Consider the following 22,252-nt stretch of genomic DNA (forward strand, 5'->3'; position numbering starts at 1 on the left):
GACCAGAGGATTGCCGAGGACATTGCGCGTGCCCTCTGCGAGCCTCGTGGCAAATCAGAGGAGGATTTGCCATGAAGATCGGATGTCCCAAGGAAATCAAGGCGCAGGAATTCCGCGTCGGCCTCACGCCGGAAGCGGCGGGCGAGGCCATCGCGCATGGCCACGAGGTGCTGATCGAGACCGGTGCGGGCGCAGGCGCGGGCTTCGAGGACGACGCCTATACGAGCCTTGGCGCGCGGATCGTGCAAACCGCCGAGGAGATCTTCGCCGAAGCCGAGATGGTGGTGAAGGTGAAAGAGCCCCAGCCCGCAGAGCGGCGCATGCTGCGCGAAGGCCAGGTGCTCTTTACCTATCTCCACCTTGCGCCGGACCCCGAACAGACGCGCGAGCTGATGGAAAGCGGCGCGACCTGCATCGCCTACGAGACCGTGACTGACGGCAAGGGAGGCTTGCCGCTTCTCGCGCCGATGTCCGAGGTCGCGGGCAAGCTCGCACCGCAAATGGGCGCCTGGACCTTGCAGAAGGCCAATGGCGGACGCGGCGTGCTGATGGGCGGCGTGCCGGGGGTGATGCCTGCGAACGTCGTGGTGATCGGCGGCGGCATCGTCGGCACAAATGCGGCGCGGGTTGCCGCGGGCATGGGCGCGGATGTGACGGTGCTCGACCGCTCCCTGCCCCGGCTGCGGCACCTCGACGAAGCCTTCCGCGGGGTGTTCAAGACCGCCTATGCCAGCCGCGCCGCCACGGCCGAGCTGGTGGCCGAGGCCGACATGGTCATCGGCGCGGTGCTCATCCCCGGCGCCGCCGCGCCGAAGCTCGTCACCCGCGATCAGCTCTCCGAGATGAAGCCCGGCGCGGCGCTCGTCGATGTTGCGATCGACCAGGGCGGGTGTTTCGAGACCTCGCAGGCCACGACGCACCAGGATCCGGTCTACGAGGTGGACGGGATCATGCATTACTGCGTCGCCAACATGCCGGGCGCGGTCGCGCGCTCCTCCACGATGGCACTCGGCAATGCGACCATGCCGCATATGCTGGCGCTGGCCGACAAGGGTTGGCGGCAGGCGATGATCGACGATCCCAATCTCATGGAAGGGCTCAACGTTCACGCGGGCAAGCTGACCTATTACGCGGTCGGCCGGGCGCTCGGCCTCGACGTCACCTCACCGCAGCTCATCCTGAAGGGCGGCGACTGACCCCTTCTTCGGGTTGGTCCAAATACCCGGGGAGCGCGAGGGGCTGGCCCCTCGCATCCGCCATCAGGGGTCGAGAGCCACCTGCTGGTAGAGGCATCCCTCCTCGGCATCGAAACTCTGCGCGCGGCCCGTCAGACGCTCGGGCCGCTCGAAATCGGCGCAGATCCGGTATTCTTCCGTGTCCACGATCTCGTAGCGATAGGGCGCATCCGTATAGGGATCGTTGAGGCGCACGTCGTATCGGCACGACGCGCTTTCGGTCAGATCCTGCGGCAGGACATTGCCCTCCGTCGTCGCCTTGCAGGTGACGAGCGATGTCAGCGACAGAAGATCGGAGAAGCGGGTATCGTCGCGCGCTTCCATCCGCCCGGCCTGCGGACCGCCGACTTGCCAGAGCGCGGCCACGACCAGGAGCACGGCCAACCCGGTGACGCCCGCCACGGCGATACGATCGGGCGTCATGCGCGCGCTCCTTCGGCCATGAGGCCCCTGAGATAGAGGAAGACCAGCCCGGCCGCGGCAGCGACCAGCGCCGCCTTGGCTACGAAGCGGATCGTCAGATCCCCCGACAGGAACGCGTAAAGGACCGCCACGGCATCGCAGATGAGCGCCGCCGCCGCGAGAAACAGCAGGACATGGCCGAGCCAGGCCCGCGTCGAGGACCGTCCTCCCGCCGGATCGCTCTGCCGGTTCACAACCATTCTGCGGTCAAGCAGCAGGAATAGCGGCACGAAGATCACGAGGTTCGCGATCGACCATCGCATCGTCCACGAGAAGCCGGACCGCCAGGGACGATCGGCGGCATCAGGAAACCACACGTTTATGAGCGAGAAGCCGAGCGAGATGATATAGCCGATACTGGCTCCGAGGGCGAGGAACAGGACGCCGTAGAGAAAGGCGTCGCGCGCGCCGAGCGCGGGCTGCGGACGCGGCACCGGCATTCCGCCCGGACCGTCAGCCCATTGACCGAGCGCGCGAGCGATCTCGGCCTCGGACCATCCGACATCCGCGAGGGCGGCGCTGATTTCCGCGCGCGCCGTGCCGCGCGCCAGGGCATCGCGCACGAAGGCGTCCCGGCGTTCCTCCGGCCGCACCGGGCGCTACTCCTTCGAACCCACGTTCTGCGCGAAGGCGGTCTCGAAGGCGGCCTGTTTGTCGGCCCCGGCTTCTGTCTGGTACTTCGCCTTCCACTCGGACATCGGCATTCCGTAAAAGATCTCGCGCGCCTCTTCCTTGTCCATCTCGATGCCGCGCGCGTTTGCGGCCTCCTGGTACCAGCGCGACAGGCAGTTCCGGCAGAAGCCCGCAAGGTTCATCATGTCGATGTTCTGCACATCCGTACGCTCCTCCATCAGGTGCTGTCGCAGGCGGCGGAAGGCGGCGGCTTCGAGCTCGAGGCGGGTCTGATCGTCCATCTGAGGTCTCCTGATGATCGCTTAAGTTAAAAAATCGTGTCTCTCTGCGGCATGTGCAAGGCCCCGCTTGCGCGATGCGTCCCAAGACTTGCGCCGCGCGTCCCTGTTCGGTTGAAGTTGAGCCGGGCGCGACCTTGCGTCATAAGGCGGTCAACCGATAGCGGTAACAGCTGCAAGAGAGACCCCAAGCGGACGCCCCAAGGCGCGTCGAGGAGCAGAACGATATGAGACGGATGCGAAACGTGAAGATCGTGGCCACGCTGGGCCCGGCCTCCTCGGATTACGAGATGATCCGCAAGCTGCACGAGGCGGGCGCGGATGTGTTCCGGCTCAACATGAGCCACGGCACCCATGACGAGATTCGCGAGCGTCACAGGATCATTCGCCAGGTCGAGACCGATCTCGATTCGACGATCGGCATTCTCGCCGACCTGCAGGGGCCGAAACTGCGCGTCGGAGCTTTCGCCAATGGCGAGGAAGAACTCGAGGAAGGCCAGGACTTCCGGCTCGACCTCACGGATGCGCCCGGCGACAAGTCCCGCGTGACGCTGCCGCACCCGGAGATTTTCCAGGTGCTCGAACCCGGCGCGTCGCTTCTCGTCAATGACGGCAAGATCCGGCTGCAAGTGAAGGAATGCGGAGAAGATTTCGCCAATTGCACGGTCACGGTCGGCGGCACGATCTCCAACCGAAAGGGCGTGAACGTCCCGGACGTGGTGTTGCCGCTGGCGGCGCTCTCCGAGAAGGATCGCGAAGATCTCGAATTCGTGGCCGATCTTGGCGTCGATTGGCTGGCCCTGTCCTTCGTGCAGCGCGCCGCCGACGTCGAGGAGGCGCGCCGCCTTGCCAAGGGACGCGCCGCGATCCTTTCGAAGATCGAGAAACCGGCGGCGGTCAAAGCATTCGACGAGATTCTCTACGCCTCCGATGGCATCATGGTCGCGCGCGGCGATCTCGGCGTCGAGTTGCCGGTCCAGAACGTGCCGCCGATCCAGAAGCGGCTCATCCGCAAATGTCGCGCCGCCGCCAAGCCGGTGATCGTGGCGACGCAGATGCTCGAATCGATGATCGAGAGCCCGATGCCGACCCGCGCCGAAGTCTCGGACGTGGCAACGGCGATCTACGAAGGCTCGGACGCGATCATGCTGTCGGCGGAATCGGCGGCGGGCGACTACCCGATCGAAGCCGTGACGACGATGAACAACGTCGCCGAAGAGGTCGAGAACGACCCCACTTATACCGAGATCATCGAAGCCTCGCGCATCACCGACAAGAAGAGCGTCGCCGACGGTATCGTCGCCGCCGCGCGCGAGATCGCCGAGAGCGCCAAGGTCAAGGCGATCTGCTGCTATACGCAATCGGGCACGACCGCGCTTCTGGTGGCGCGCGAGCGTCCGCGCGTGCCGATCCTCGCGCTGTCCTCCTCGATCTCGACGGCGCGGCGCCTCGCACTCACCTGGGGGACGCAATGCGTGACGACAGGAGATCTCGACCGTTTCAAATCGGCGGTGGTCGATGCGGCCAAGGCCGCCCGCAAGCTCGATTATGCAACGTCCGAAGATCTGATCGTCGTGACCGCGGGTGTGCCCTTCAACACGACCGGCACGACGAACATTCTGCGCGTCGCGCCCTGCGATGAGCGTTTGATCTACGCCACCGACCCGGAATAACCTTTCCGAGGTGATTTGGGTTTGGGGGTGGCATGTCGCCCGACATCGCTTTGGCGTTCGGTGTTCTTCTTGTCGCGTTGGCGATCACGTCGATCCTGGCGGCTCTTGCCGAAGGTCGCCGGCCCTTGGTGGGCGGCCTCCTCGTCCTAGGGGGCGCCGCGTCGATATGGCTCGCCTGGCAGCAAAGCGGCGGCACCCTGACATTTGAGGATATCCCGATGTCCTTCGTGCGCCTGATCGCCGAATTCCGCTAAGGAACGCGGCGCTTGCAATTGGACGCGGCAGCCCTTAGAGGGACCGCTCACGCCTCGTGCGGCCGGCCAGGTGGCATTGCCGAGTCGCATGGAACGACACTCAAAGTCTGAGGAGATGGAAATGCCCAAGATGAAGACGAAGTCGAGCGCGAAGAAGCGCTTCAAGATCTCGGCAAGCGGCAAGGTGATCGCGGGCCAGGCCGGCAAACGCCACGGCATGATCAAACGCACGAAGAAGTTTATCCGCGACGCGCGCGGCACGACCACGCTGTCGGAGCCCGATGCGAAGATCATCAAGGGCTATATGCCCTACGATCGCTGATCCCACGGATACGAGAAGGAGCTAGATCATGTCTCGAGTCAAAGGTGGGACCACGACCCACGCCCGTCACAAGAAAATCACCAAGGCCGCAAAAGGCTATTACGGCCGTCGCAAGAACACCTTCAAGGTGGCGACGCAGGCCGTCGACAAGGCCAACCAGTACGCGACCCGCGACCGGAAGAACCGCAAGCGCAATTTCCGCGCGCTCTGGATCCAGCGGATCAACGCCGCTGTCCGCGCGCATGACGAAGCGCTGACCTATTCGCGGTTCGTCAACGGCCTGACGCTGGCCGGTATCGAGGTGGACCGCAAGGTTCTCGCCGATCTCGCCGTGCACGAGCCCGAAGCTTTCGGTGCGATCGTCGAGAAGGCGAAAGGCGCGCTGGCCGCCTGAGCCGGACGCCCGTCACCAAAAGAAAGCCCCGGCGCACCAAATGCGGCCGGGGCTTTTTTCTTTGTCCACGTGTCATCGCGTCAGGGCCGGATCCGCAGCCCTCAGCGCCTCCGCGATCTGCCGGGCGATCCGCGCGGAGCCCTCGACCGAAGGGTGGATCTGATCGCGCGCGAAAAGCGCTCCGTTCGAGAAGGGCACCACGTCTCCCATATCGACGAAGACGATACCGGGATCGGCGGCGGCCATGCGTTCGGTGCGCGCCGCCATCTCGTCGTAGATGCGCCCGCATGTGGTGCCGGCGAATCTTGGCGACGTGTAGTAATCGGCCCAAAGGACGCTACTGCCCCGCGCCCGCAATCCCGAGACCATGCGAGGGATAGCGCCGGAGCGTCCATCCTCCGAGACAAGCGTGTCGAGCGTGCCGCGCGTATCGGGCCCCGAGCAGCCGACCCGCAGATCGTTCGCGCCGCCATTCATCACGACCCAGCGGGGGCTCAGATCCGAAACCTGCTCGGTGATGTTGAGCGCGCCGCGCCCCGTCGAGCCGGTGACGCTGGCGAAGGGCAAGGATACATCGCCCACAGGCTGCCCGAGAAGGCGCGAGAGGTTCCGCGCGACAGATGCGTCCTGCGTCCGGTTCCAGGCCATGACGGAATCGCCCGCCACGACGAGACGCGCGCCCTCCGGCACGCCGCGCCCGCAGGCCGCGACGAGGCCGATGAGGAGAAATGCGAATGCGAGGCGCATGTGTCGTCCTTTCCGTGCAGTCCGGGAACAGCCTAGCGGCGCTTGCGCGACAGGCAACGCGGCGCCCGGTGTGTTGTGCGAAAAAGAAAGGGCGGCCGAACCCGGCCGCCCCCTTACTTTAAACAGCGCAGCTGCGCGTCACTCGCGGATGCCGGTCGCGAAACCGGTGAAGCCGCCCATGCCAAGATCGGCCTGCATGGTCGCTTCGCCAGTCTCGAGGTTGATCTCGTAAAGACCAGCGCTCTCCGCGCCTTCCATCTGCAGGATCGCCAGCCCCCGGTTTTCACCCTCGGACGGCGAGAGGATGTCGAATCCGCCCATCGCCGAGAGATCGACCTCTTCACCGTCGACCATGATCGGCGCGATTGTCTCGAGAGTGCCTTCGTTGTTCGCAACGCTCACCAGTGCGTCGGTCTCGGCGTCGAGGCCATACTGGAATGTCTCGGACGCAGTCTCGCCGTTAATCGCGTTGGTGTAGGCATTGGCAAAGACCATCGGCGTGGTACCTGCATTGTCATCGCCTTCCGCATACGCGAGGTCGGTCATGCGCACGACGGTGTTGGCGCGATCGTCATTGTCGCCAAAGCCTTCGGGGAAGTAGACGAGATTGTCGCCCGTGGTGGTCACGGCGCGCACGGCGTCGATGGCATTGTTGAAGTCGAAGGCCACCATTGCGCCGTCGCCGATCGTAGCGTCCTCGCCAAAGCTCGCGTTCAGATCGGTCAATTCCCCTGAGCTCGTGTCGATCGTGTAGATCGCGTCCGCGGAGAAGCCGAGGATATCGCCGGTAACGGGCCGATAAGCGATGGCCGAGAGGGCCGAGTCCAGATCATAGGTCTCGACATTTTCCGGTGCGCCGAGATCGGACATCACAACAAGCGTACTTCCGTCTTCTGCGAGCGCATACCCGGAATGAGCGGCGTGAGCCGCGCCGGCGGTGAGGGCAAGAATGGACGTGGCTGCAATAGTGCGGATCATCTTACATACTTCCGTTCTGTTCATCTGTTCGCGGCAGGGCTCACCCCTGACGCTCGGCCCAATCCACGAAAGCCGCCGGGAATAAGTTTCGCGCGATCTGCACAGGAAGCCGCGCGGTCCAGTTGCGCGCCTCGCAGCCCGCATGTAGCAAGGCGCGCAAGAGCGAAGGGCCGAGCCTGCGAGGACGAGATGGACGATCTGCGCGACAAGTACATTCAGGCGATTGCCGGGGCCGAGGACGAGGCCGCGCTAGAGGCGTTGCGCCTCGAGGCGGTCGGCAAGAAGGGCGAGATCAGCCTGAAGATGCGCGAACTCGGCAAGATGAGCGCCGAGGAGCGGCAGATCGCGGGCCCGAAGCTCAACGCGCTCAAGGACGAGATCAACGCCGCGCTCGCCGCCAAGAAAGCCGCGCTCGGCGATGCGGCGCTTGATGCGCGGCTTCGCGAGGAATGGCTCGACGTGACGCTGCCGGGCCGGCCGATGCGGACGGGCTCGATCCACCCGATCAGCCAGGTCACCGAAGAGCTGACGGCGATCTTCGCCGATATGGGCTTTTCGGTCGCCGAAGGGCCGCAGATCGACACCGACTGGTACAATTTCGACGCGCTGAACATTCCCGGCCATCACCCCGCCCGCGCGGAGATGGACACGTTCTACATGCACCGCGACGACGGCGACAATCGCCCGCCACATGTTCTGCGGACCCATACCTCGCCGGTGCAGATCCGGCACATGGAAAAGTATGGCGCGCCCTGCCGGATCATCGCGCCGGGCCGGGTCTACAGGGCCGATTACGACCAGACGCACACGCCGATGTTCCACCAGGTCGAGGGGCTCGCGATCGACCGCGACATCTCGATGGCGAACCTCAAATGGGTGCTGGAGGAGTTTTTCGCGGCCTTCTTCGAAGTGGACGGGATCAAGACGCGGTTCCGCGCCTCGCATTTCCCATTCACCGAACCCTCCGCCGAGGTGGATATCCAGTGTTCCTGGGAAGACGGCCAGCTCAAGATCGGCGAAGGGGATGGCTGGCTCGAAGTTCTGGGCTCCGGCATGGTGCATCCCAAGGTGTTGCAGGCGGCCGGAGTAGATCCGTCCGAATGGCAGGGCTTTGCCTTCGGCATGGGGATCGACCGGATCGCGATGCTGAAATACGGGATCCCGGATCTCAGGGCGTTTTTCGACAGCGATCTGCGCTGGCTGAAGCATTACGGCTTTTCGAGCCTCGGCGTTCCGACGCTGCATGGGGGTCTTTCGGCCTGACGCACTCCGCACGCGGAGTGCGGGCCGGTTTTCGACGCGAAAACCGGAGCCTAGCGGATCGCGCGACCGCTTCTTGCGGCGAAAATCGGAACCCCAACCGGACGGGCACGCTTTTCGCGTCGAAAAGCGCGCGCTCTTTGCGACAAAGAGCGCGTGACCACTGCCGAAAGGAAACCCCATGCGTCTCTTCCGCCATGAAAACCGCCAGCAGACCGACCAGACCCGCCGTCTCTATGCCCGCTACGAGCTTGCCCATACCGCCGTCGATTTCGCGGCCGCGTTTCTCTTTCTCGTGGGCTCGGTCCTGTTCTTCTGGCAGTCGCTCGAAACCGCGGCGATCTGGTGCTTCGTCCTCGGCTCGGTGTTCTTTTGCGTGAAGCCGACACTGCGCCTGATCCGCGAAATCCACCTTTACCGCATCGGAGAGACCGACGCGCTCGCCAAGGCCGACCAGATCGGCTGAGCCCTTTCCGTCCCGTCTGCGATCCGCTAGGAGATCCCCGACCCGATCCACGACCCCGAGGCGCATGCGATGAAGTTCACCCTCTCCTGGCTCAAGCACCATCTCGACACCACGGCCTCCGTCTCGGAGATCGCCGAGACGCTGACCGATCTCGGCCTCGAGGTGGAAGCTGTGGAAGATCCCGCGGAGCGCCTCGGCGACTTCACCCTCGGGCGCGTCATCGCCGCCGAGAAGCATCCCGATGCGGACAAGCTGAAGGTCTGCCGGGTCGAGACCGACGAGGGCGAGCGCCAGATCATTTGCGGCGCACCGAATGCCCGCGAGGGTATCACCGTCGTCCTCGCCAAGCCCGGCACCTATGTGCCCGGCATCGACACCACGATCCAGGTCGGCAAGATCCGTGGCGTCGAAAGCTTCGGCATGATGTGTTCCGAACGCGAAATGGAACTGTCGGACGAGCATTCGGGCATCATCGAGCTGCCCTCGGGCGAGGTCGGCCAACGCTTCGTCGACTGGCTCGCCGCGAACGACCCTGCCAAGATCGACCCCGTGATCGAGATCGCGATCACCCCCAACCGGCCCGATGCACTCGGTGTCAGGGGCGTGGCGCGCGACCTTGCGGCACGTGGCCTCGGCACGCTGATCGCGCGGGACACGGACCCGGTCCCGGGCACGTTCGAAAGCCCGATCAAGGTCACGATCGACGACGAGGCCCGCGAGGCCTGTCCGGTTTTCTATGGCCGTCTCATTCGCGGCTTGAAGAACGGCCCCTCCCCCGATTGGCTGAAACAGAGCCTCAAGGCGATCGGTCTTCGCCCGATTTCCTTCCTCGTGGATGTGACGAACTTCTTCACCTATGACCGCAACCGCCCGCTGCATGTCTTCGACGCGGCCAAGGTCAAAGGCGATCTGCGCGTGCACCTGTCGAAAGGCGGAGAAGAGCTTCTCGCGCTCGATGAGAAAACCTACCGCCTCGCGCCCGGCATGACGGTGATCTCGGACGACACCGGCGTCGAGAGCCTGGGCGGCATCATGGGCGGCGAGGCGTCGGGCGTGACCGAGGCGACGACGGATGTCTTTCTCGAGGCAGCCTTCTTCGACCCGATCCGCACCGCCTATACGGGCCGCTCGCTCAAGATCAATTCCGATGCGCGCTACCGCTTCGAGCGCGGTATCGACCCCGAGTGGACGCCGCACGGCATCGAGCACGCGACGCGGATGATCCTCGATCACGCAGGCGGCGAGGCGTCCGAAGTGGTGGTCGCGGGCGAGATCCCGGACCATGCGCGCGCCTACCGGCTCGACACGGAGCGCTGCTCCCGGCTCGTCGGAATGGATATTCCGGCCGAGACGCAGCGCGCGACGCTGGAGGCGCTCGGCTTCGTCATGGACGGCGACATGGCGCATGTGCCGTCCTGGCGGCCCGACGTGATGGGCCAGGCGGATCTCGTGGAAGAGGTCGCGCGGATCGCCTCGCTCACCAAGCTCGAGGGCAAGCCCCTGCCCCGGATGTATTCGGGCGTCCCGCGCCCGATCCTGAAGCCGCTTCAGAAGCGCGAGCAGGCAGGACGGCGCACGGCCGCGAGCCTTGGCTACAATGAATGCGTCACCTACAGCTTCATCGACCGCACCACGGCAGAGCTTTTCGGCGGTGGACAGGACGCGAGCATGCTCGCCAACCCGATCTCCTCGGAGATGAGCCACATGCGCCCGGCGCTGCTGCCGGGTCTGCTGCAGGCGGCGGCGCGCAACCAGGCGCGCGGCATGTCCGACCTTGCATTGTTCGAGATGGGTCATGTTTTCGAAGGCGGCGAGCCGGGCGAGCAGAACCTGTGCCTCGCGGGTATTCTCGTCGGCCGCACCGGGCCGAAGGATGTGCATGGCGCCTCGCGTGCGGTCGATCTTTACGATGCCAAGACCGACGCGGAGGCGCTTCTGTCCGCGATGGGCGCGCCCGCGAAGATGCAGATCCTGCGGAGCGGCGATGCATGGTGGCACCCGGGCCGCCACGGCGTGCTGTGCCTCGGCCCCAAGAAAGTGCTCGGAGTCTTCGGCGAGATCCATCCGCGCATTCTGCAAGCGCTCGACGTGAAAGGCCCTGTCGTCGGCTTCACGATCTGGCCCGAGGCGATCCCGATGCCGAAAAAGGCGGTGTCGACCCGCCCCGCTCTGGCGCAGAGCGACCTGCAACCCGTGGAGCGCGATTTCGCCTTCGTGGTGGACAGGGATGTCGCCGCGCTCGATCTCGTGAATGCCGCCGCAGGCGCCGATAAGGCTCTGATAGAAGAGGTGCGCGTCTTCGACGAATTCGTCGGCGGCAGCCTTGGCGAAGGCAAGAAATCCCTCGCGATCACCGTCCGAATGCAGCCGAAAGAGGCGACGCTGAAGGAAAAGGACATCGAGGCCGTGGGCGCGAAGATCGTCGAGAAGGTCGGCAAGGCGACGGGCGGCACGCTCCGGGGCTGACCCCCTCACCTTGTCCGGCCTCTGCGGCGGGATAGCTGAAGACGGGTGCAACAAGGGAGAGCGACATGGGCCTCAACGTCTACCTCGCGGGCGAGATTCACACCGACTGGCGCGACCAGATCATCGACGGGGCGCAAGGGCTCGACGTCACCTTCTCGGGCCCCGTCACCGACCATGCGGCCTCGGACGATTGCGGCGTGGCGATCCTCGGCGCGGAAGAGAACAAGTTCTGGCATGACCGCAAAGGCGCGCTTCTGAACGGCATCCGCACGCGCAAGGCGCTGGACGATGCCGACATCGTGGTGGTGCGCTTCGGCGACAAGTACAAGCAGTGGAACGCCGCGTTCGATGCGGGCTATGCGGCCGCCCTCGGCAAGAGCCTCGTCATCCTGCAGCCCGAGGATCACGACCATGCGCTGAAGGAAGTCGACGCCGCCGCGTCCGCGGTTGCCCGTGATCCTTCCGAGGTGGTGGAGATCCTGCGCTACGTACTGACGGGCCAACTTCCCGGCTGACGGTTTTCGCGAAACGCTCCACGAATTTACATCTCGCGCGACATATTGCTTCGGGGTAATCCTGTGCGCGGTCACGAAAAGGGCCGCAGCTACTGGGAGCATGGGACATGATTAACGAATTCAAGGATTTCATCGCCAAGGGCAATGTTATGGACATGGCCGTCGGCATCATCATCGGCGCGGCCTTCACCGCGATCGTCACCTCGCTTGTCGGCGATCTGATCAACCCGATCATCGCGCTCTTTACCGGCGGGATCGATTTCTCCGGGTGGTTCTACACGCTCGACGGCTCGGACCAGAGCTCGCTCGACGCCGCGCGCGAAGCCGGAGTGCCGGTCTTCGCCATCGGCTCCTTCCTGATGGCCGTCATCAACTTCCTCATCATCGCCTTCGTCGTCTTCATGCTGGTCAAGATGGTGAACCGCGTGAAAGCCGCGGCGGAAAGACCCGACGAGGTCGTCCCGGAAGTGAAGAGCGGCCCGTCCGAGCTCGATATCCTGATCGAGATCCGCGACGCGCTGAAGCGCTGACCACAAGACGCACCTCTCGAGCGGCCCGCCCCGGTGGCGGGCCGTTTTTTATGCGTGGGGCGTTGTGCGCGCGGCATGGCTTGCGTATCAGCCTCGCAGGACATGCCGCAGGAGGCCGCCATGACCGAGACGACACGGATCGCCGCCTTCTCCGTCCTCGTGGGCATCGCCGTGCTCGCGATGAAAACGCTGGCCTGGTGGGTCACCGGATCGGTCGCGCTTCTCTCCGACGCACTCGAAAGCATCGTGAACGTCGCAACTGCGCTTGCGGCGCTCCTGGCGGTCCGCATCGCCGAGCGCCCCGCCGATGACGGTCATCCTTACGGCCACCACAAGGCGGAGCTGTTTTCCGCGACGCTCGAAGGCGTCCTCATTATCCTCGCCGCCCTGTTCATTTTGCGTGAAGCCTGGGCCGCCTGGGCGGAGCCGCGTGCCATCGCCGCACCGGCTCTCGGAATTGCGATCACTGGCATCGCCAGCGTCGTCAACGGCCTTTGGGCGGCGTATCTCGTGCGCGCCGGGCGGCGGCTTTCCTCTCCGGCGCTCGGGGCGGATGGGCGGCATCTCTGGACCGATGTGATCTCGTCGGCGGGCGTGATCCTCGGGATCGGCCTTGCGCTTGCCACTGGCTGGCTCTGGCTCGATCCGCTCCTGGCGGCGCTTGTGGCGGTCAACATCCTCTGGTCCGGCGCGAAGGTGATCCGCGGCTCGGCGGGCGAGCTCATGGACGCCGCGGTGCCCGCGGCCGACCTTGCACGGTTGCGAGAGATCATCCACGAGAACGCGGACGGCGCGCTCGAGGCGCATGACCTGCGGACCCGCAATGCCGGGCGCGCGACCTTCGTCGAATTTCACCTGATCGTCCCCGGAGAGATGAGCGTCCTCGACGCCCACGCGATCTGCGACCGGATCGAAGCCGCGCTCAAGGCCGAGATCAGCGAATGCACCGTGACCATCCATGTCGAGCCCGAGCATAAAGCGAAGGCGAGCGGGATCGTGATGACCTGATCTCAGCGGGCAGGCAGAGCGTCGCAGCTTTCGGGCAGCGCCGCGTTCGGACCTTGAAACGCACCGATGCGGCCCGTCGAGAGCGCGTTACCGTCAAAGCTCACCGCCAGCACATCGCGCCAATCCGCATCCGAAAGGACCAGCGCCGGGCGTCCATCGCAGAGCGCCGCACCGCCGAAGATCGTGTCCCACCCGATCCGGTGATTGCTGAGACCCGAGAGCGCCGCGACTTCGCGGAGGCCGCCACGTTCGAGGCGCAGGAGGCGCAAGACGCGCGCAAGGTGCGGTCGGTCCACGTAAGCGATCTCGATCCGCCCGTCACCGTCAAGATCGGCCACACCGGCAGGTGCAAGCCAGCGGTTCGTCTGTCCGATGAAAGGCGTGCGCGCGAGTGGCGAAAGACGTCCCTCCGAGACCTGCCAGATGGCAAGCCGCGCTCCGCGCTCTGCATGAGTCTCGACCGTGATGATCTCCGGCGTGCCGTCGCCGGTCACATCGGCGAGCCGGGGCGCGGTATCCTCGAAGACCATCGGCGCCTCCCAATGCACGCGAAGAGACGTGCCGCCGGACAGCGTGACGACCAAATCTTCGTATTCCACCGCGTCGCCCAGAACACCATGTGCGTAGCGCGTCGTCGGGCTGTCGTAGCGCGCTGAAACGATTGTCTCCGCGGCAGCCGGACCCGCGAGCGTCGCAAGGACCAGGGCCGCCGCGAGAGGCCGCATCAGATCTGCTTTTCAGGCATCTGCACGCGCAGCCCGTCAAGCGCGTCGCTCACCTTGAGCTGGCAGGTCAGGCGCGAGCGCTCGGGATCGGGCTCGTAGGCGAAATCGAGCATGTCTTCTTCCATGTCCTCGCGCGGCGGCAGCTTGTCCACCCAGGCGGGGTCGACATAGACGTGGCAGGTCGAGCAGGCGCAGGCCCCGCCGCAATCGGCCTCGATGCCAGGGATGCCGTTGTCGCGGGCGCCTTCCATGACCGTGAGGCCGTTCTTCACGTCGACGACGTGCTCTTTTCCGTTGTGCTCGACATAGGTGATCGTCGCCATGATCCTGTCTCCTCAAAATTCATCCGGTCTTTCCTAGCAAGACTGCGCGCGGGATAAAGACCTTATCGTGCGCGGGATTGCGTCGGTCGATATTAGTTCTATATTTGTTCCCATGCAGATCGTCGCGCCCCGCACCGAGGCCGGATGGCCCCGCCCGCCCTCCTGCCTTGTCGCCAGCCGCCTCGAGGAGCCGCCCCAGGGTGCGCGTATCGCCGTGGCGGGGCTCGTGATCCTGCGGCAGCGTCCGGGAACGGCGAAAGGCGTGATTTTCCTTACGCTGGAGGACGAGACCGGCGTCGTGAACGTCATCGTCTGGCGCGCGATGTACGAGAAGTTCCGCCGCGCGGTGATCTCGGGGCGGATGCTGCGGGTCACCGGCCGGCTTCAGCGGGAATCGAGCGTGACGCATGTCATCGCCGAGGAGATCGAGGATATCTCGTCCCTGCTCGACCGCCTGCTCGATCCGCCCGAGGCGCTTTCACGGAGCGGCGAAACCGGGTAGGCTTGCGCGCAAGCGACAAACCGAGGCCCGAGCAGCCCGATGACACCGATCCTTCTGCGGACATTCTGTCTTGCCGCCGCCCTTGGGGCGGCCGGGTGCACTCCGCTCGATACGGGCGAGGACGAACAGCGTCCGGATTTCAACACGATGGGCCTTGGCGACGACGATTCCCGGCCCGCTCCGGGCGGCGGCTGCGTTGCGACCGAACGCACCGATCCCACCTACAAGGAGGTGCCGCGCCAGGTCGAGGTGATCCCGGCCGAATACGGAGCGGACGGCGTCCTGGTGAACCCGCCGGTCTATCGCAATACGAGCGTGCGCCAGATCGACCAGGAGGGAACGGTCCTCCGCTTTCCGGCACCCTGCCCGCCGGTCTACACCCCCGAATTCATCGCCTCGGTGCAGCGGGCGCTCGCCGCGCGCGGGCTCTATTCCGGGGCGATCACCAGTCAGCTCGACCAGGGAACCCGCGCCGCGATCCGCACATATCAAAGCGCGCGCGGGCTCGACAGCGACAAGCTCGCGCTGGAGACGGCGCGAGACCTCGGGCTTGTCGCGGTCGAGCTTGAGGACGCAGACACCTGAAACGAAAGAGAGCGGCGCAGATCGCGCCGCCCCCTCTTAAGCAGACATATATTGCCTGCGATCAGTCCTCTTCGTCGATGCTGAGCGCAACGAAGCGTGGATCGCCCGAGCGGCGCACCAGCAGAAGGAGTGACGTGCGTCCCGCGTCGCGCGCCTCGTCGATCCGGTCCTCGAGATCGGCGATCTCCGCCACCGGCGACTGACCCGCCTCGGTGATGACATCGCCTTCGCGAAGTCCCTTTTCCCAGGCTTCCGACGTATCGTCGACGCCCGTCACCACCAGCCCCTCGGTGCCTTCGTCGAAGCTGTATTCCTCAGCCAGATCTGGCGAGGTCGGCGTCAGCGTCAGGCCGAGCACATCGGCAGAGGAGGGCTCTTCGGGCTCTGCCTCGGGCGCGCTCTCGGTTTCTGCGCTTTCAGCTTCCTCGCGGCGGCCAAGCGTAACCATCAACGTCTCGGTGGCGCCTTCGCGGTTGACGACCACACGCACGGTCTTGCCAACCGCCGTGTTGCCGACCTGACGCACGAGGCTGCGCGTGTCTTCGACATCCGTTCCGTCGAACCGCACGATCACATCGCCCGAGAGCATCCCGGCTTCCATCGCCGGTCCTTCGGGAACGTCCGTCACCAGCGCGCCGGCGGTGCTGTCGAGGTCCATCGCCTCTGCCACGTCTTCGGTCACGTCCTGAATACGCACGCCGAGCCAGCCGCGGCGCGTCTCACCGAACTCCCGGAGCTGGTCGACGACCCGCGTGACCACGTTCGAGGCCATCGAAAAGCCGATGCCGATGGAGCCGCCGGTGGGCGACAGGATCGCCGTGTTCACCCCGATCACGTCGCCCGAAAGATTGAAGAGCGGGCCGCCGGAATTGCCGCGGTTAATGGCGGCGTCCGTCTGGATGTAATCGTCATAGGTGCCTGAGAGCGCTCGGTTGCGCGCGGAAACAATGCCCGCCGAGACCGAGAACCCCTGCCCGAGCGGGTTGCCCATCGCGACGACCCAGTCGCCAACGCGGGCCGCATCGCTGTCGCCGAACGTCACGAACGGCAGCGGCGCATCGGCCTCGACCTTCAGCAGCGCGATATCGGTGTTCGGGTCGGTGCCCACGACCTCGGCGGCCAGCTCCTCGCCGGAGAAGAACTCGACGAGGATCTCGTCGGCGCCCTCGATGACGTGGTTGTTCGTCACCACATAGCCGTCTTCAGAGATCACGAAGCCGGAGCCCAGAGCAGAGGACCGGCGCGGCCGGTCGCCCGGACCGTTGCGGTCCTGGAACTCGCGGAAAAAGTCCTCGAACGGGGAGCCCTCGGGCACGATGCCTTCCGGCACGGTGCGCCCTTCGACCATCGTTTCGGTGGTGATGTTCACCACGGCCGGGCTCACCCGGTCGGCAAGGTCGGCGAAGCTGCGCGGCGCGTTGCCTTGCGCGGCGGCGAAAACCGACTGCGCGAGGATAAGCACCATCGACAGGCTTGCGAGCCAGAAATAGCGCAGCGCGGGTTGGGGCCGCGCGTCTTCCCTACGGGCGATGGCATGGGCGTGAGAGGTCAAGGCAGTCTCCCTTTTGTGATCCGGTCCGAGGGCGGCCTCTGCCGGGCAGCGCGCCTCCATTGTCGCAAAGATAGGCCCTTTCGCGGCGGGCTCAAAGGCCCATCCGCAGGGTCAAGAGGTTGTGAGGGATACGCCCGCTAGAGCGCGGCCCAGAGAATGACGATTCCCGTCGCTACGGTCACGAGACCGAGCGTTCGCCGGGTCTCGATCGGCATGGCGGCCAGTGCTTCGAGCAGGCGCTCCACAAGCGAAGGGGCCAGCGCATAGGCCAGCCCCTCCACGATCAGTGCGCCTGCGAGCATCACCAGGATGATGTTCGCGTCCATATTCGCCGGCTCAGTTCGTCGGCTGCGGATCGCTTTCCTGCGTATCCGTCGCTTCCGGTGTCGCCTCGCCATCGTCCGGCTCGGCACCGAGCGGCACGTCGGTCGTCTCGTCCATGGGCTCCTCAAGCGAGCCGTCGTCCCGAACCGGGCCCTGACCGTCCCCGTCCGGGTCGATCTGGTCGCGGGCGCTGTCCGGCAGATCCGGCGAGATCTCGGTTTCGGGGGCCAGCTCGCGCAGGCGCTCGATATCGGTATCCGAGATTTCCACCGCCGAAAGACCATCGGCGCGGATCGCATCGAAGAGAGGACCGACGAAGGCGCTGTCGGACGAGATTACCAACGTCGAGTTGTCCCGCTGAAGCGAGCGCTCAAGCGCCGAGAGAGAGCGATAGAAGGAGAAGAACTCGGGGTTGTCGCCGAAGGCCTCGGCATAGACCCGGTTTCTCTCCGCATCGGCTTCACCGCGAACAATCTCGGCTTCGCGTGTCGCGTTCGACGTGGTCTCGACGACGGTCCGGTCGGCTGCTGCTCGAACGCGCTGCGCTGCCTCGTTACCACGCGCGATCTCGTCCGCCGCCTCACGTTCACGCTCTGCCCGCATCCGCGAGAAGGTCGCATCGAGGTTCTGCTGCGGCAGGTTCGTCTGCTTGAGCCGGACGTCGACGATCTGCAGACCAAGACTATTGGCTTCGTTGCGAGCCTGCTCGCGAATGCGGAGGGCAAGGCTCCGGCGCTCTTCGGAGAGGATCGTGTCGGAGGTGACCTGGTCTGCACCCAGAACCTCGCGGATCTGTGCGTTCAGGATCGAGGACAGACGGTCCTCGGCGGCACGGATACCGCCGACGCCCGTCGCCTGACGGAAGCGCACGACATCCGCGATGCGGTAGCGCGCGAAGGCGTCGACGACGAGACGGCGGTCATCGGACGGCGTGACCTCGATGGTCTCTGTATCCAGCGACAGGATCCGGTCGTCGTATTTCACGACTTCCTGGATGAAGGGGATCTTGAAGCCGATCCCCGGCTCTTCGCGAACCTGCTTGATCTGACCGAATTGCAGAACCAGCGCCTTTTCGCGCTCGTCGACGATGAAGATCGCCGACAAGATGCCGACCAGAGCCAGAATGACGACACCGATGAAAAGATTGAGTTTTGTCATCAGTTCGACCCTCCACCGCTTTGGGTCTGGCTGCCGCGGTTGCGCGACAATTCATTGAGCGGCAGGTAGGGAAGCACGCCCTGCCCGTTGCCGCCGGCTTCCTGGTCGAGCACGATTTTGTCGATATCACCGAGTGTCCGTTCGATCGTCTCGAGATACAGGCGGCGCTGCGTCACTTCCGGCGCTTCATTGAACTCCTGCGCAACCGAGATGAAGCGCGAGGCTTCACCGATGGCCTCGTTCACGACCTGCGCGCGGTACGCTTCCGCCTGTTCGAGCGTCTGCGCCGCTTCACCGCGGGCCTCTGCGAGAACGCGGTTGGCATAGGCGTCGGCCTGACGCTGCAGCCGGTCGCGCTCCTGTTCGGCCGCCTGAACCTCGCGGAAGGCGTCGATCACCTCGGCTGGCGGGTCCGCCTGGTCGAGGTTCACACGAACGACATTGATGCCGGATTCGTATTCGTCGAGCGTCTCCTGAATATTCTGAAGCGCCGTATCGGCGATCAGACCCCGGTCCCGGTTGAGGATCGGCGCAAGGTTCGACGCGGCGATGATCTCGCGCATGACCGACTCGGAGACCGCCTCGACGGTCAGTTGCGGATCGCGGATATTGAACAGCAGCATCGCCGGATCCTTGATGTTCCAGACGACCTGGAATTCGATATCCACGATGTTGGCATCCGTCGTCAGCATCAGCCCGTCGTCGTTCGCGCCTTGGCGCTCACCGATATTCTCGGTCCGCTCGGAGGTGACATTGATCACCTCGTAGGTGACGAGCGGCCACGGCGCGAAGTTCAGACCCGGATTGCCTGTCGACGAATATTCGCCGAGGAACAACTCGACCGACTGTTCTTCGGGCCGGACGGTATAGAAACTGGAAAAGAGCCAGACCCCCAGCACGATGGCGCCGCCGATCATCAGCGTGCTGCGGCTGAAGCCGCCGCCACCGCCGCCGGAGCCGCCACCGTTGTCGGAGCCGCCTTTGCCGCCCATCAGCACACGAAGGCGCTCCTGACCCTTGCGGACCAGTTCGTCGATCTCGGGCATCTGGTTATTGTCCGGGCGACGTCCGCCGCCGCCACCGCCTTGAGGGCGCTCGGGGCCGTTGTTGCCGCCTCCCGAGCTGCCGCCGCCGCCCCATGGGCCGCCGCTATTCCCTGCCATCTGCTTCCTTCCCTTTGGACACAGTATTTCTCTTCACTGTAGCTGTGCAGCTTGAGCCATATTTCAAGCTGTTCTGACCGGTTGGCGCATCGTCACCATCTCTTCGGCCATCGTCGGATGCACCGCGCATGTGCGGTCGAAATCCTCTTTGGTCGCGCCCATCTTCACCGCGATGCCGGCGAGCTGGATCATCTCGCCCGCATGCGGTGCGACGATGTGACAGCCCAGAACGCGCCGCGTCTCCTTGGAGACGATGAGCTTCATGAGCACCCGGTCGGGCTTTCCGGCGAAGGCCGAATGCATCGGGCGGAAGGAGGTGCAATAGACTTCGATCTCCTCCTGCTCGGCCGCCTGCGCCTCAGTCATCCCGACCGAGCCGTATTCAGGCTGCGTGAAGACCGCCGAGGGGATCAGGGCATGATCGACCGGCGTCTTGTTGCCTTTGAACACGGTCTCGACGAACGCCATCCCCTCGCGGATCGCAACGGGCGTGAGGTTCACCCGGTCTGTCACGTCGCCGATGGCGTAGATCGAGGGCACCGAGGTCTGGCTGTATTCGTCAACCTCGACCTTGCCACCGCGACCCAGTTTCACGCCAACCTCCTCGAGGCCCATGCCATCCGTATTGGGCTTGCGCCCCGTCGCGAACAGCACCGCATCGAAGATTTTTTCCCGGCCATTGGTGGACTTGACCCAGATCGGTCCTTTCTTCGATGTCTCCGAAGGCTTGCCGGTCGACCGCATGCCGCTGTCGCCCACCAGCGCGCCCGCGTCCTCGACCGGAGCGCCCATATGCGCTTCATCGGCGTCGGTGTAATCGGCATCCTCGGCGCAGCGCATCTCGACGATGTTGGTGCCAGTATGAATGTCGATCCCGCGCGTTTCCATCGCATCCGCGATCAGCCCGCGCGCCTCGTCATCGAAGCCGTTCAGGATCTGCGCGCCGCGAATGTATTGCGAGACATCGACGCCGAGCCCGTGCAGGATACAGGCCATCTCGCAGGCGATATAACCACCGCCGATGATGAGGATGGATTTCGGCAGGTTCTCGAGGAGGAAGATATCGTCCGAGACTATGCCAAGATCGGAATTCACCATGTCAGGCCGCACGGGGTGGCCGCCATTGGCGAGCAGAATGTGCTTGGCGGTCTTGGTGGTGCCGTCCGCCAGCTCGACCGTGTGAGCGTCGCGCAGCTTGGCACGCATATCGAACCGCTCCACGTTGGAGCCATCGAGAAGCTTCTTGTAGACGCCTTCGAGGCGGTCCAGCTCCTCGCGCAACTGTGACGAGAACTGTTGCCAGGAGAAGGTCCCCTCCTGCATCGACCAACCGTATCCCTGCGCCTCTTCGGCAATCCCGTGGAATTCGGAGGCGAAGACCATGAGCTTCTTGGGCACGCAGCCCCGGATCACGCAGGTGCCGCCGTAGCGGCTCTCTTCGGCCAGCGCCACGCGGGCCCCGGCTTCACCGGCCGCCACGCGCGCCGCGCGCACACCGCCCGAACCGCCGCCGATCACGAAGAGGTCGTAGTCGAATTCGCTCATGCATCACCCCTATTGCCGTCGCGCCCGAGGGTAGATCACAGGCCGACCGGGAAGGCCAGACGCAAGGGGTGCGGCGCGGGGTCCGGGCCGCGGTGTCGGATGCCCTACCGCTGGAGCGTGCGGGAAGACCTGCGCGGCGCGCAAATCACGGCGCGATCCTCGGTGACGCGGGCGGGTTGTCCGCCCGATGCCCTCAATCGCCGAGGTCGCTGAAGAGGTTGTCGTCCTCGACGAAATCGAGCCGGTCCGTCTCGACCGTGCCTTCGTTGATGTCGCGCGTCTCAACGCGGCCATCGCCGTAGCCGATGATGACCTTGTCGCAGATGTCGATGAAGAGCCCGTTCTCCACCACGCCTGGCATCTGGTTCAGCACCAGCGCCATCTGGCGGGGATTGCCGATCCGCCCGAGATACAGGTCGATGATGTAATTGCCCTCGTCGGTGATGAAGGGGCGCTGTCCGCTCATGCGGAGCGAGCTTTGCCGGCCCATCACATCCATCGAGATCAGCGTCTCTTCCAGAAGCGCCTGGGTTGTCTGCCAGCCGAAGGGCACGACCTCGACGGGCAGCGGGAAGTGCCCCAGCGACGAGACTTCCTTGGCGGCATCGGCGATCACGACCATCTGGTCGGACGCGGTTGCGACGATCTTTTCCTGCAAAAGCGCGCCGCCGCCGCCCTTGATGAGGTTCAGCTCGGGGTCGAACTCGTCCGCTCCGTCGATGGTGAGGTCCAGCCACCGCGCCTCGTCAAGCGAGATCACTTCGATCCCGACTTCGCGAGCCAGCTCTGCGGTGCGGGTCGATGTCGGCACGCCCCGGATCTCGAGCCCGTCCTCGCGCACCATCTCTCCGAGGCAGCGGACAAGCCAGGCGGCGGTGGAGCCGGTTCCGAGGCCGACGCGCATTCCGTCCTCGACCAGGTCGGCGGCGGTCTTGGCGGCCACGTACTTGGCCTTGTCGATGGGGGAGAGCTCTCCGGTCATGGGGCGTTCCTTCTTAGCAGCGTCGCCCTTATAGGCTGCGGGCGCGCATGGTGCGAGAGGCAATCACCCATTGCGCCCGCATGTTTCAAATCATCGACAATGTGCCGCTTTTCGTCAGGCCCCCTTGCACCTGTCCGGCTATCCGTGCCGGGATGTACGTTCACGAGGCAGG

At 65.0% G+C, this 22,252-nt stretch carries 26 protein-coding genes; 13 read left to right on the forward strand and 13 right to left on the reverse strand.

Annotated elements, in window-relative coordinates; all coding sequences use genetic code 11:
* Positions 1-71: 71 nt before the first annotated feature.
* On the forward strand, positions 72-1,196 hold the full coding sequence (gene ald, locus FIU91_RS13635) for an alanine dehydrogenase (RefSeq protein WP_152462890.1): 1,125 nt from the start codon (positions 72-74) through the stop codon (positions 1,194-1,196).
* Between the two features lie 63 nt (positions 1,197-1,259).
* Here the strand turns inward: ald and FIU91_RS13640 are convergent, their stop codons facing one another.
* From FIU91_RS13640 to FIU91_RS13650, 3 genes are read right to left on the reverse strand one after another with little or no spacing between them, the layout of a single operon-like run.
* Entirely contained in the window at positions 1,260-1,658 is a 399-nt protein-coding gene (locus FIU91_RS13640) for a hypothetical protein (protein WP_152462891.1), read from the reverse strand.
* The gene (locus FIU91_RS13645) at positions 1,655-2,290 is read right to left on the reverse strand and encodes a DUF5671 domain-containing protein (protein ID WP_152462892.1); all 636 of its coding nucleotides are present in this window, start codon (positions 2,288-2,290) and stop codon (positions 1,655-1,657) included. Before FIU91_RS13645 ends, FIU91_RS13640 begins: the two co-directional genes overlap by 4 nt.
* Before the next feature lie 6 nt (positions 2,291-2,296).
* Positions 2,297-2,611, reverse strand: coding sequence for a DUF1244 domain-containing protein (locus FIU91_RS13650; RefSeq protein WP_152462893.1), 315 nt, complete (start codon positions 2,609-2,611; stop codon positions 2,297-2,299).
* 224 nt (positions 2,612-2,835) lie between these two features.
* Here FIU91_RS13650 and pyk point away from each other — a divergent pair, with 224 nt between their 5' ends.
* The 4 genes from pyk (at position 2,836) to rplT (ending at position 5,251) form a co-directional block, all read left to right on the forward strand.
* Positions 2,836-4,281: a pyruvate kinase gene (gene pyk, locus FIU91_RS13655; protein ID WP_093009346.1), complete on the forward strand. Its 1,446-nt coding sequence runs from the start codon at positions 2,836-2,838 to the stop codon at positions 4,279-4,281.
* Between the two features lie 32 nt (positions 4,282-4,313).
* On the forward strand, positions 4,314-4,535 hold the full coding sequence (locus FIU91_RS13660; protein WP_152462894.1) for a hypothetical protein: 222 nt from the start codon (positions 4,314-4,316) through the stop codon (positions 4,533-4,535).
* A 121-nt stretch (positions 4,536-4,656) separates the two neighbouring features.
* On the forward strand, positions 4,657-4,857 hold the full coding sequence (rpmI, locus tag FIU91_RS13665; protein ID WP_093009715.1) for a 50S ribosomal protein L35: 201 nt from the start codon (positions 4,657-4,659) through the stop codon (positions 4,855-4,857).
* A 28-nt stretch (positions 4,858-4,885) separates the two neighbouring features.
* Entirely contained in the window at positions 4,886-5,251 is a 366-nt protein-coding gene (gene rplT, locus FIU91_RS13670) for a 50S ribosomal protein L20 (RefSeq protein WP_093009348.1), read from the forward strand.
* A gap of 72 nt (positions 5,252-5,323) precedes the next feature.
* Here rplT and FIU91_RS13675 read toward each other — a convergent pair whose 3' ends face one another.
* Both FIU91_RS13675 and FIU91_RS13680 read right to left on the reverse strand, forming a co-directional pair.
* Entirely contained in the window at positions 5,324-5,998 is a 675-nt protein-coding gene (locus FIU91_RS13675; RefSeq protein ID WP_152462895.1) for an SGNH/GDSL hydrolase family protein, read from the reverse strand.
* A gap of 138 nt (positions 5,999-6,136) precedes the next feature.
* Positions 6,137-6,976 carry a DUF4394 domain-containing protein gene (locus FIU91_RS13680; RefSeq protein WP_152462896.1) on the reverse strand — a complete coding sequence of 280 codons (840 nt, stop codon included), beginning with the start codon at positions 6,974-6,976 and terminating at the stop codon, positions 6,137-6,139.
* Positions 6,977-7,165: 189 nt separating this feature from the next.
* Here FIU91_RS13680 and pheS point away from each other — a divergent pair, with 189 nt between their 5' ends.
* The 6 genes from pheS (at position 7,166) to FIU91_RS13710 (ending at position 13,221) form a co-directional block, all read left to right on the forward strand.
* Entirely contained in the window at positions 7,166-8,239 is a 1,074-nt protein-coding gene (pheS, locus tag FIU91_RS13685; RefSeq protein ID WP_152462897.1) for a phenylalanine--tRNA ligase subunit alpha, read from the forward strand.
* A gap of 178 nt (positions 8,240-8,417) precedes the next feature.
* A complete protein-coding gene (locus tag FIU91_RS13690) occupies positions 8,418-8,702 on the forward strand; it encodes a YrhK family protein (RefSeq protein WP_093009352.1) in 285 nt (94 codons plus the stop codon).
* Positions 8,703-8,771: 69 nt separating this feature from the next.
* Entirely contained in the window at positions 8,772-11,168 is a 2,397-nt protein-coding gene (gene pheT / locus FIU91_RS13695) for a phenylalanine--tRNA ligase subunit beta (protein WP_152462898.1), read from the forward strand.
* Between the two features lie 65 nt (positions 11,169-11,233).
* A complete protein-coding gene (locus tag FIU91_RS13700; protein WP_093009354.1) occupies positions 11,234-11,683 on the forward strand; it encodes a YtoQ family protein in 450 nt (149 codons plus the stop codon).
* A 107-nt stretch (positions 11,684-11,790) separates the two neighbouring features.
* Positions 11,791-12,213 (forward strand): large conductance mechanosensitive channel protein MscL, encoded by a 423-nt coding sequence (gene mscL / locus FIU91_RS13705; protein WP_093009411.1) that lies wholly within the window; start codon positions 11,791-11,793, stop codon positions 12,211-12,213.
* 120 nt (positions 12,214-12,333) lie between these two features.
* Complete coding sequence (locus FIU91_RS13710) at positions 12,334-13,221, forward strand: cation diffusion facilitator family transporter (RefSeq protein WP_152462899.1); 888 nt, start codon at positions 12,334-12,336, stop codon at positions 13,219-13,221.
* Positions 13,222-13,223: 2 nt separating this feature from the next.
* Here the strand turns inward: FIU91_RS13710 and FIU91_RS13715 are convergent, their stop codons facing one another.
* Positions 13,224-13,946, reverse strand: a complete 723-nt coding sequence (locus tag FIU91_RS13715) for a VCBS repeat-containing protein (protein ID WP_152462900.1) — start codon at positions 13,944-13,946, stop codon at positions 13,224-13,226.
* The gene (locus tag FIU91_RS13720) at positions 13,946-14,269 is read right to left on the reverse strand and encodes a 2Fe-2S iron-sulfur cluster-binding protein (RefSeq protein WP_093009413.1); all 324 of its coding nucleotides are present in this window, start codon (positions 14,267-14,269) and stop codon (positions 13,946-13,948) included. Before FIU91_RS13720 ends, FIU91_RS13715 begins: the two co-directional genes overlap by 1 nt.
* A gap of 112 nt (positions 14,270-14,381) precedes the next feature.
* Between FIU91_RS13720 and FIU91_RS13725 the strand changes: the two genes are divergently transcribed.
* Positions 14,382-14,771, forward strand: a complete 390-nt coding sequence (locus FIU91_RS13725; RefSeq protein ID WP_093009414.1) for an OB-fold nucleic acid binding domain-containing protein — start codon at positions 14,382-14,384, stop codon at positions 14,769-14,771.
* Between the two features lie 39 nt (positions 14,772-14,810).
* Positions 14,811-15,356: a peptidoglycan-binding domain-containing protein gene (locus FIU91_RS13730; protein WP_254701968.1), complete on the forward strand. Its 546-nt coding sequence runs from the start codon at positions 14,811-14,813 to the stop codon at positions 15,354-15,356.
* A 61-nt stretch (positions 15,357-15,417) separates the two neighbouring features.
* Here FIU91_RS13730 and FIU91_RS13735 read toward each other — a convergent pair whose 3' ends face one another.
* The 6 genes from FIU91_RS13735 to rpiA form a co-directional block, all read right to left on the reverse strand.
* Entirely contained in the window at positions 15,418-16,821 is a 1,404-nt protein-coding gene (locus FIU91_RS13735) for a Do family serine endopeptidase (protein WP_254702112.1), read from the reverse strand.
* Between the two features lie 224 nt (positions 16,822-17,045).
* The gene (locus FIU91_RS13740; RefSeq protein ID WP_152462902.1) at positions 17,046-17,234 is read right to left on the reverse strand and encodes a DUF2065 domain-containing protein; all 189 of its coding nucleotides are present in this window, start codon (positions 17,232-17,234) and stop codon (positions 17,046-17,048) included.
* Positions 17,235-17,244: 10 nt separating this feature from the next.
* Positions 17,245-18,390, reverse strand: a complete 1,146-nt coding sequence (gene hflC, locus FIU91_RS13745; protein WP_152462903.1) for a protease modulator HflC — start codon at positions 18,388-18,390, stop codon at positions 17,245-17,247.
* Positions 18,390-19,553 carry an FtsH protease activity modulator HflK gene (hflK, locus tag FIU91_RS13750; RefSeq protein ID WP_152462904.1) on the reverse strand — a complete coding sequence of 388 codons (1,164 nt, stop codon included), beginning with the start codon at positions 19,551-19,553 and terminating at the stop codon, positions 18,390-18,392. The genes hflC and hflK overlap by 1 nt, the downstream gene beginning before the upstream one ends.
* Before the next feature lie 63 nt (positions 19,554-19,616).
* Positions 19,617-21,098: an FAD-dependent oxidoreductase gene (locus FIU91_RS13755; RefSeq protein WP_152462905.1), complete on the reverse strand. Its 1,482-nt coding sequence runs from the start codon at positions 21,096-21,098 to the stop codon at positions 19,617-19,619.
* Between the two features lie 193 nt (positions 21,099-21,291).
* Positions 21,292-22,080, reverse strand: a complete 789-nt coding sequence (gene rpiA, locus FIU91_RS13760; protein ID WP_093009420.1) for a ribose-5-phosphate isomerase RpiA — start codon at positions 22,078-22,080, stop codon at positions 21,292-21,294.
* Positions 22,081-22,252: the final 172 nt, after the last annotated feature.

This window comes from Roseivivax sp. THAF30 (assembly GCF_009363575.1).
Classification (GTDB): domain Bacteria; phylum Pseudomonadota; class Alphaproteobacteria; order Rhodobacterales; family Rhodobacteraceae; genus Roseivivax; species Roseivivax halotolerans.

Bases quoted from the DNA above. Each gene is read 5' to 3' on its own strand.
- ald (WP_152462890.1), top strand. From the start codon at position 72: ATGAAGATCGGATGTCCCAAGGAAATCAAGGCGCAGGAATTCCGCGTC.
- FIU91_RS13640 (WP_152462891.1), bottom strand. From the start codon at position 1,658: ATGACGCCCGATCGTATCGCCGTGGCGGGCGTCACCGGGTTGGCCGTG.
- FIU91_RS13650 (WP_152462893.1), bottom strand. From the start codon at position 2,611: ATGGACGATCAGACCCGCCTCGAGCTCGAAGCCGCCGCCTTCCGCCGC.
- pyk (WP_093009346.1), top strand. From the start codon at position 2,836: ATGAGACGGATGCGAAACGTGAAGATCGTGGCCACGCTGGGCCCGGCC.
- FIU91_RS13660 (WP_152462894.1), top strand. From the start codon at position 4,314: ATGTCGCCCGACATCGCTTTGGCGTTCGGTGTTCTTCTTGTCGCGTTG.
- rpmI (WP_093009715.1), top strand. From the start codon at position 4,657: ATGCCCAAGATGAAGACGAAGTCGAGCGCGAAGAAGCGCTTCAAGATC.
- rplT (WP_093009348.1), top strand. From the start codon at position 4,886: ATGTCTCGAGTCAAAGGTGGGACCACGACCCACGCCCGTCACAAGAAA.
- FIU91_RS13675 (WP_152462895.1), bottom strand. From the start codon at position 5,998: ATGCGCCTCGCATTCGCATTTCTCCTCATCGGCCTCGTCGCGGCCTGC.
- FIU91_RS13680 (WP_152462896.1), bottom strand. From the start codon at position 6,976: ATGATCCGCACTATTGCAGCCACGTCCATTCTTGCCCTCACCGCCGGC.
- pheS (WP_152462897.1), top strand. From the start codon at position 7,166: ATGGACGATCTGCGCGACAAGTACATTCAGGCGATTGCCGGGGCCGAG.
- FIU91_RS13690 (WP_093009352.1), top strand. From the start codon at position 8,418: ATGCGTCTCTTCCGCCATGAAAACCGCCAGCAGACCGACCAGACCCGC.
- pheT (WP_152462898.1), top strand. From the start codon at position 8,772: ATGAAGTTCACCCTCTCCTGGCTCAAGCACCATCTCGACACCACGGCC.
- FIU91_RS13700 (WP_093009354.1), top strand. From the start codon at position 11,234: ATGGGCCTCAACGTCTACCTCGCGGGCGAGATTCACACCGACTGGCGC.
- mscL (WP_093009411.1), top strand. From the start codon at position 11,791: ATGATTAACGAATTCAAGGATTTCATCGCCAAGGGCAATGTTATGGAC.
- FIU91_RS13710 (WP_152462899.1), top strand. From the start codon at position 12,334: ATGACCGAGACGACACGGATCGCCGCCTTCTCCGTCCTCGTGGGCATC.
- FIU91_RS13715 (WP_152462900.1), bottom strand. From the start codon at position 13,946: ATGCGGCCTCTCGCGGCGGCCCTGGTCCTTGCGACGCTCGCGGGTCCG.
- FIU91_RS13720 (WP_093009413.1), bottom strand. From the start codon at position 14,269: ATGGCGACGATCACCTATGTCGAGCACAACGGAAAAGAGCACGTCGTC.
- FIU91_RS13725 (WP_093009414.1), top strand. From the start codon at position 14,382: ATGCAGATCGTCGCGCCCCGCACCGAGGCCGGATGGCCCCGCCCGCCC.
- FIU91_RS13730 (WP_254701968.1), top strand. From the start codon at position 14,811: ATGACACCGATCCTTCTGCGGACATTCTGTCTTGCCGCCGCCCTTGGG.
- FIU91_RS13735 (WP_254702112.1), bottom strand. From the start codon at position 16,821: ATGGTGCTTATCCTCGCGCAGTCGGTTTTCGCCGCCGCGCAAGGCAAC.
- FIU91_RS13740 (WP_152462902.1), bottom strand. From the start codon at position 17,234: ATGGACGCGAACATCATCCTGGTGATGCTCGCAGGCGCACTGATCGTG.
- hflC (WP_152462903.1), bottom strand. From the start codon at position 18,390: ATGACAAAACTCAATCTTTTCATCGGTGTCGTCATTCTGGCTCTGGTC.
- hflK (WP_152462904.1), bottom strand. From the start codon at position 19,553: ATGGCAGGGAATAGCGGCGGCCCATGGGGCGGCGGCGGCAGCTCGGGA.
- FIU91_RS13755 (WP_152462905.1), bottom strand. From the start codon at position 21,098: ATGAGCGAATTCGACTACGACCTCTTCGTGATCGGCGGCGGTTCGGGC.
- rpiA (WP_093009420.1), bottom strand. From the start codon at position 22,080: ATGACCGGAGAGCTCTCCCCCATCGACAAGGCCAAGTACGTGGCCGCC.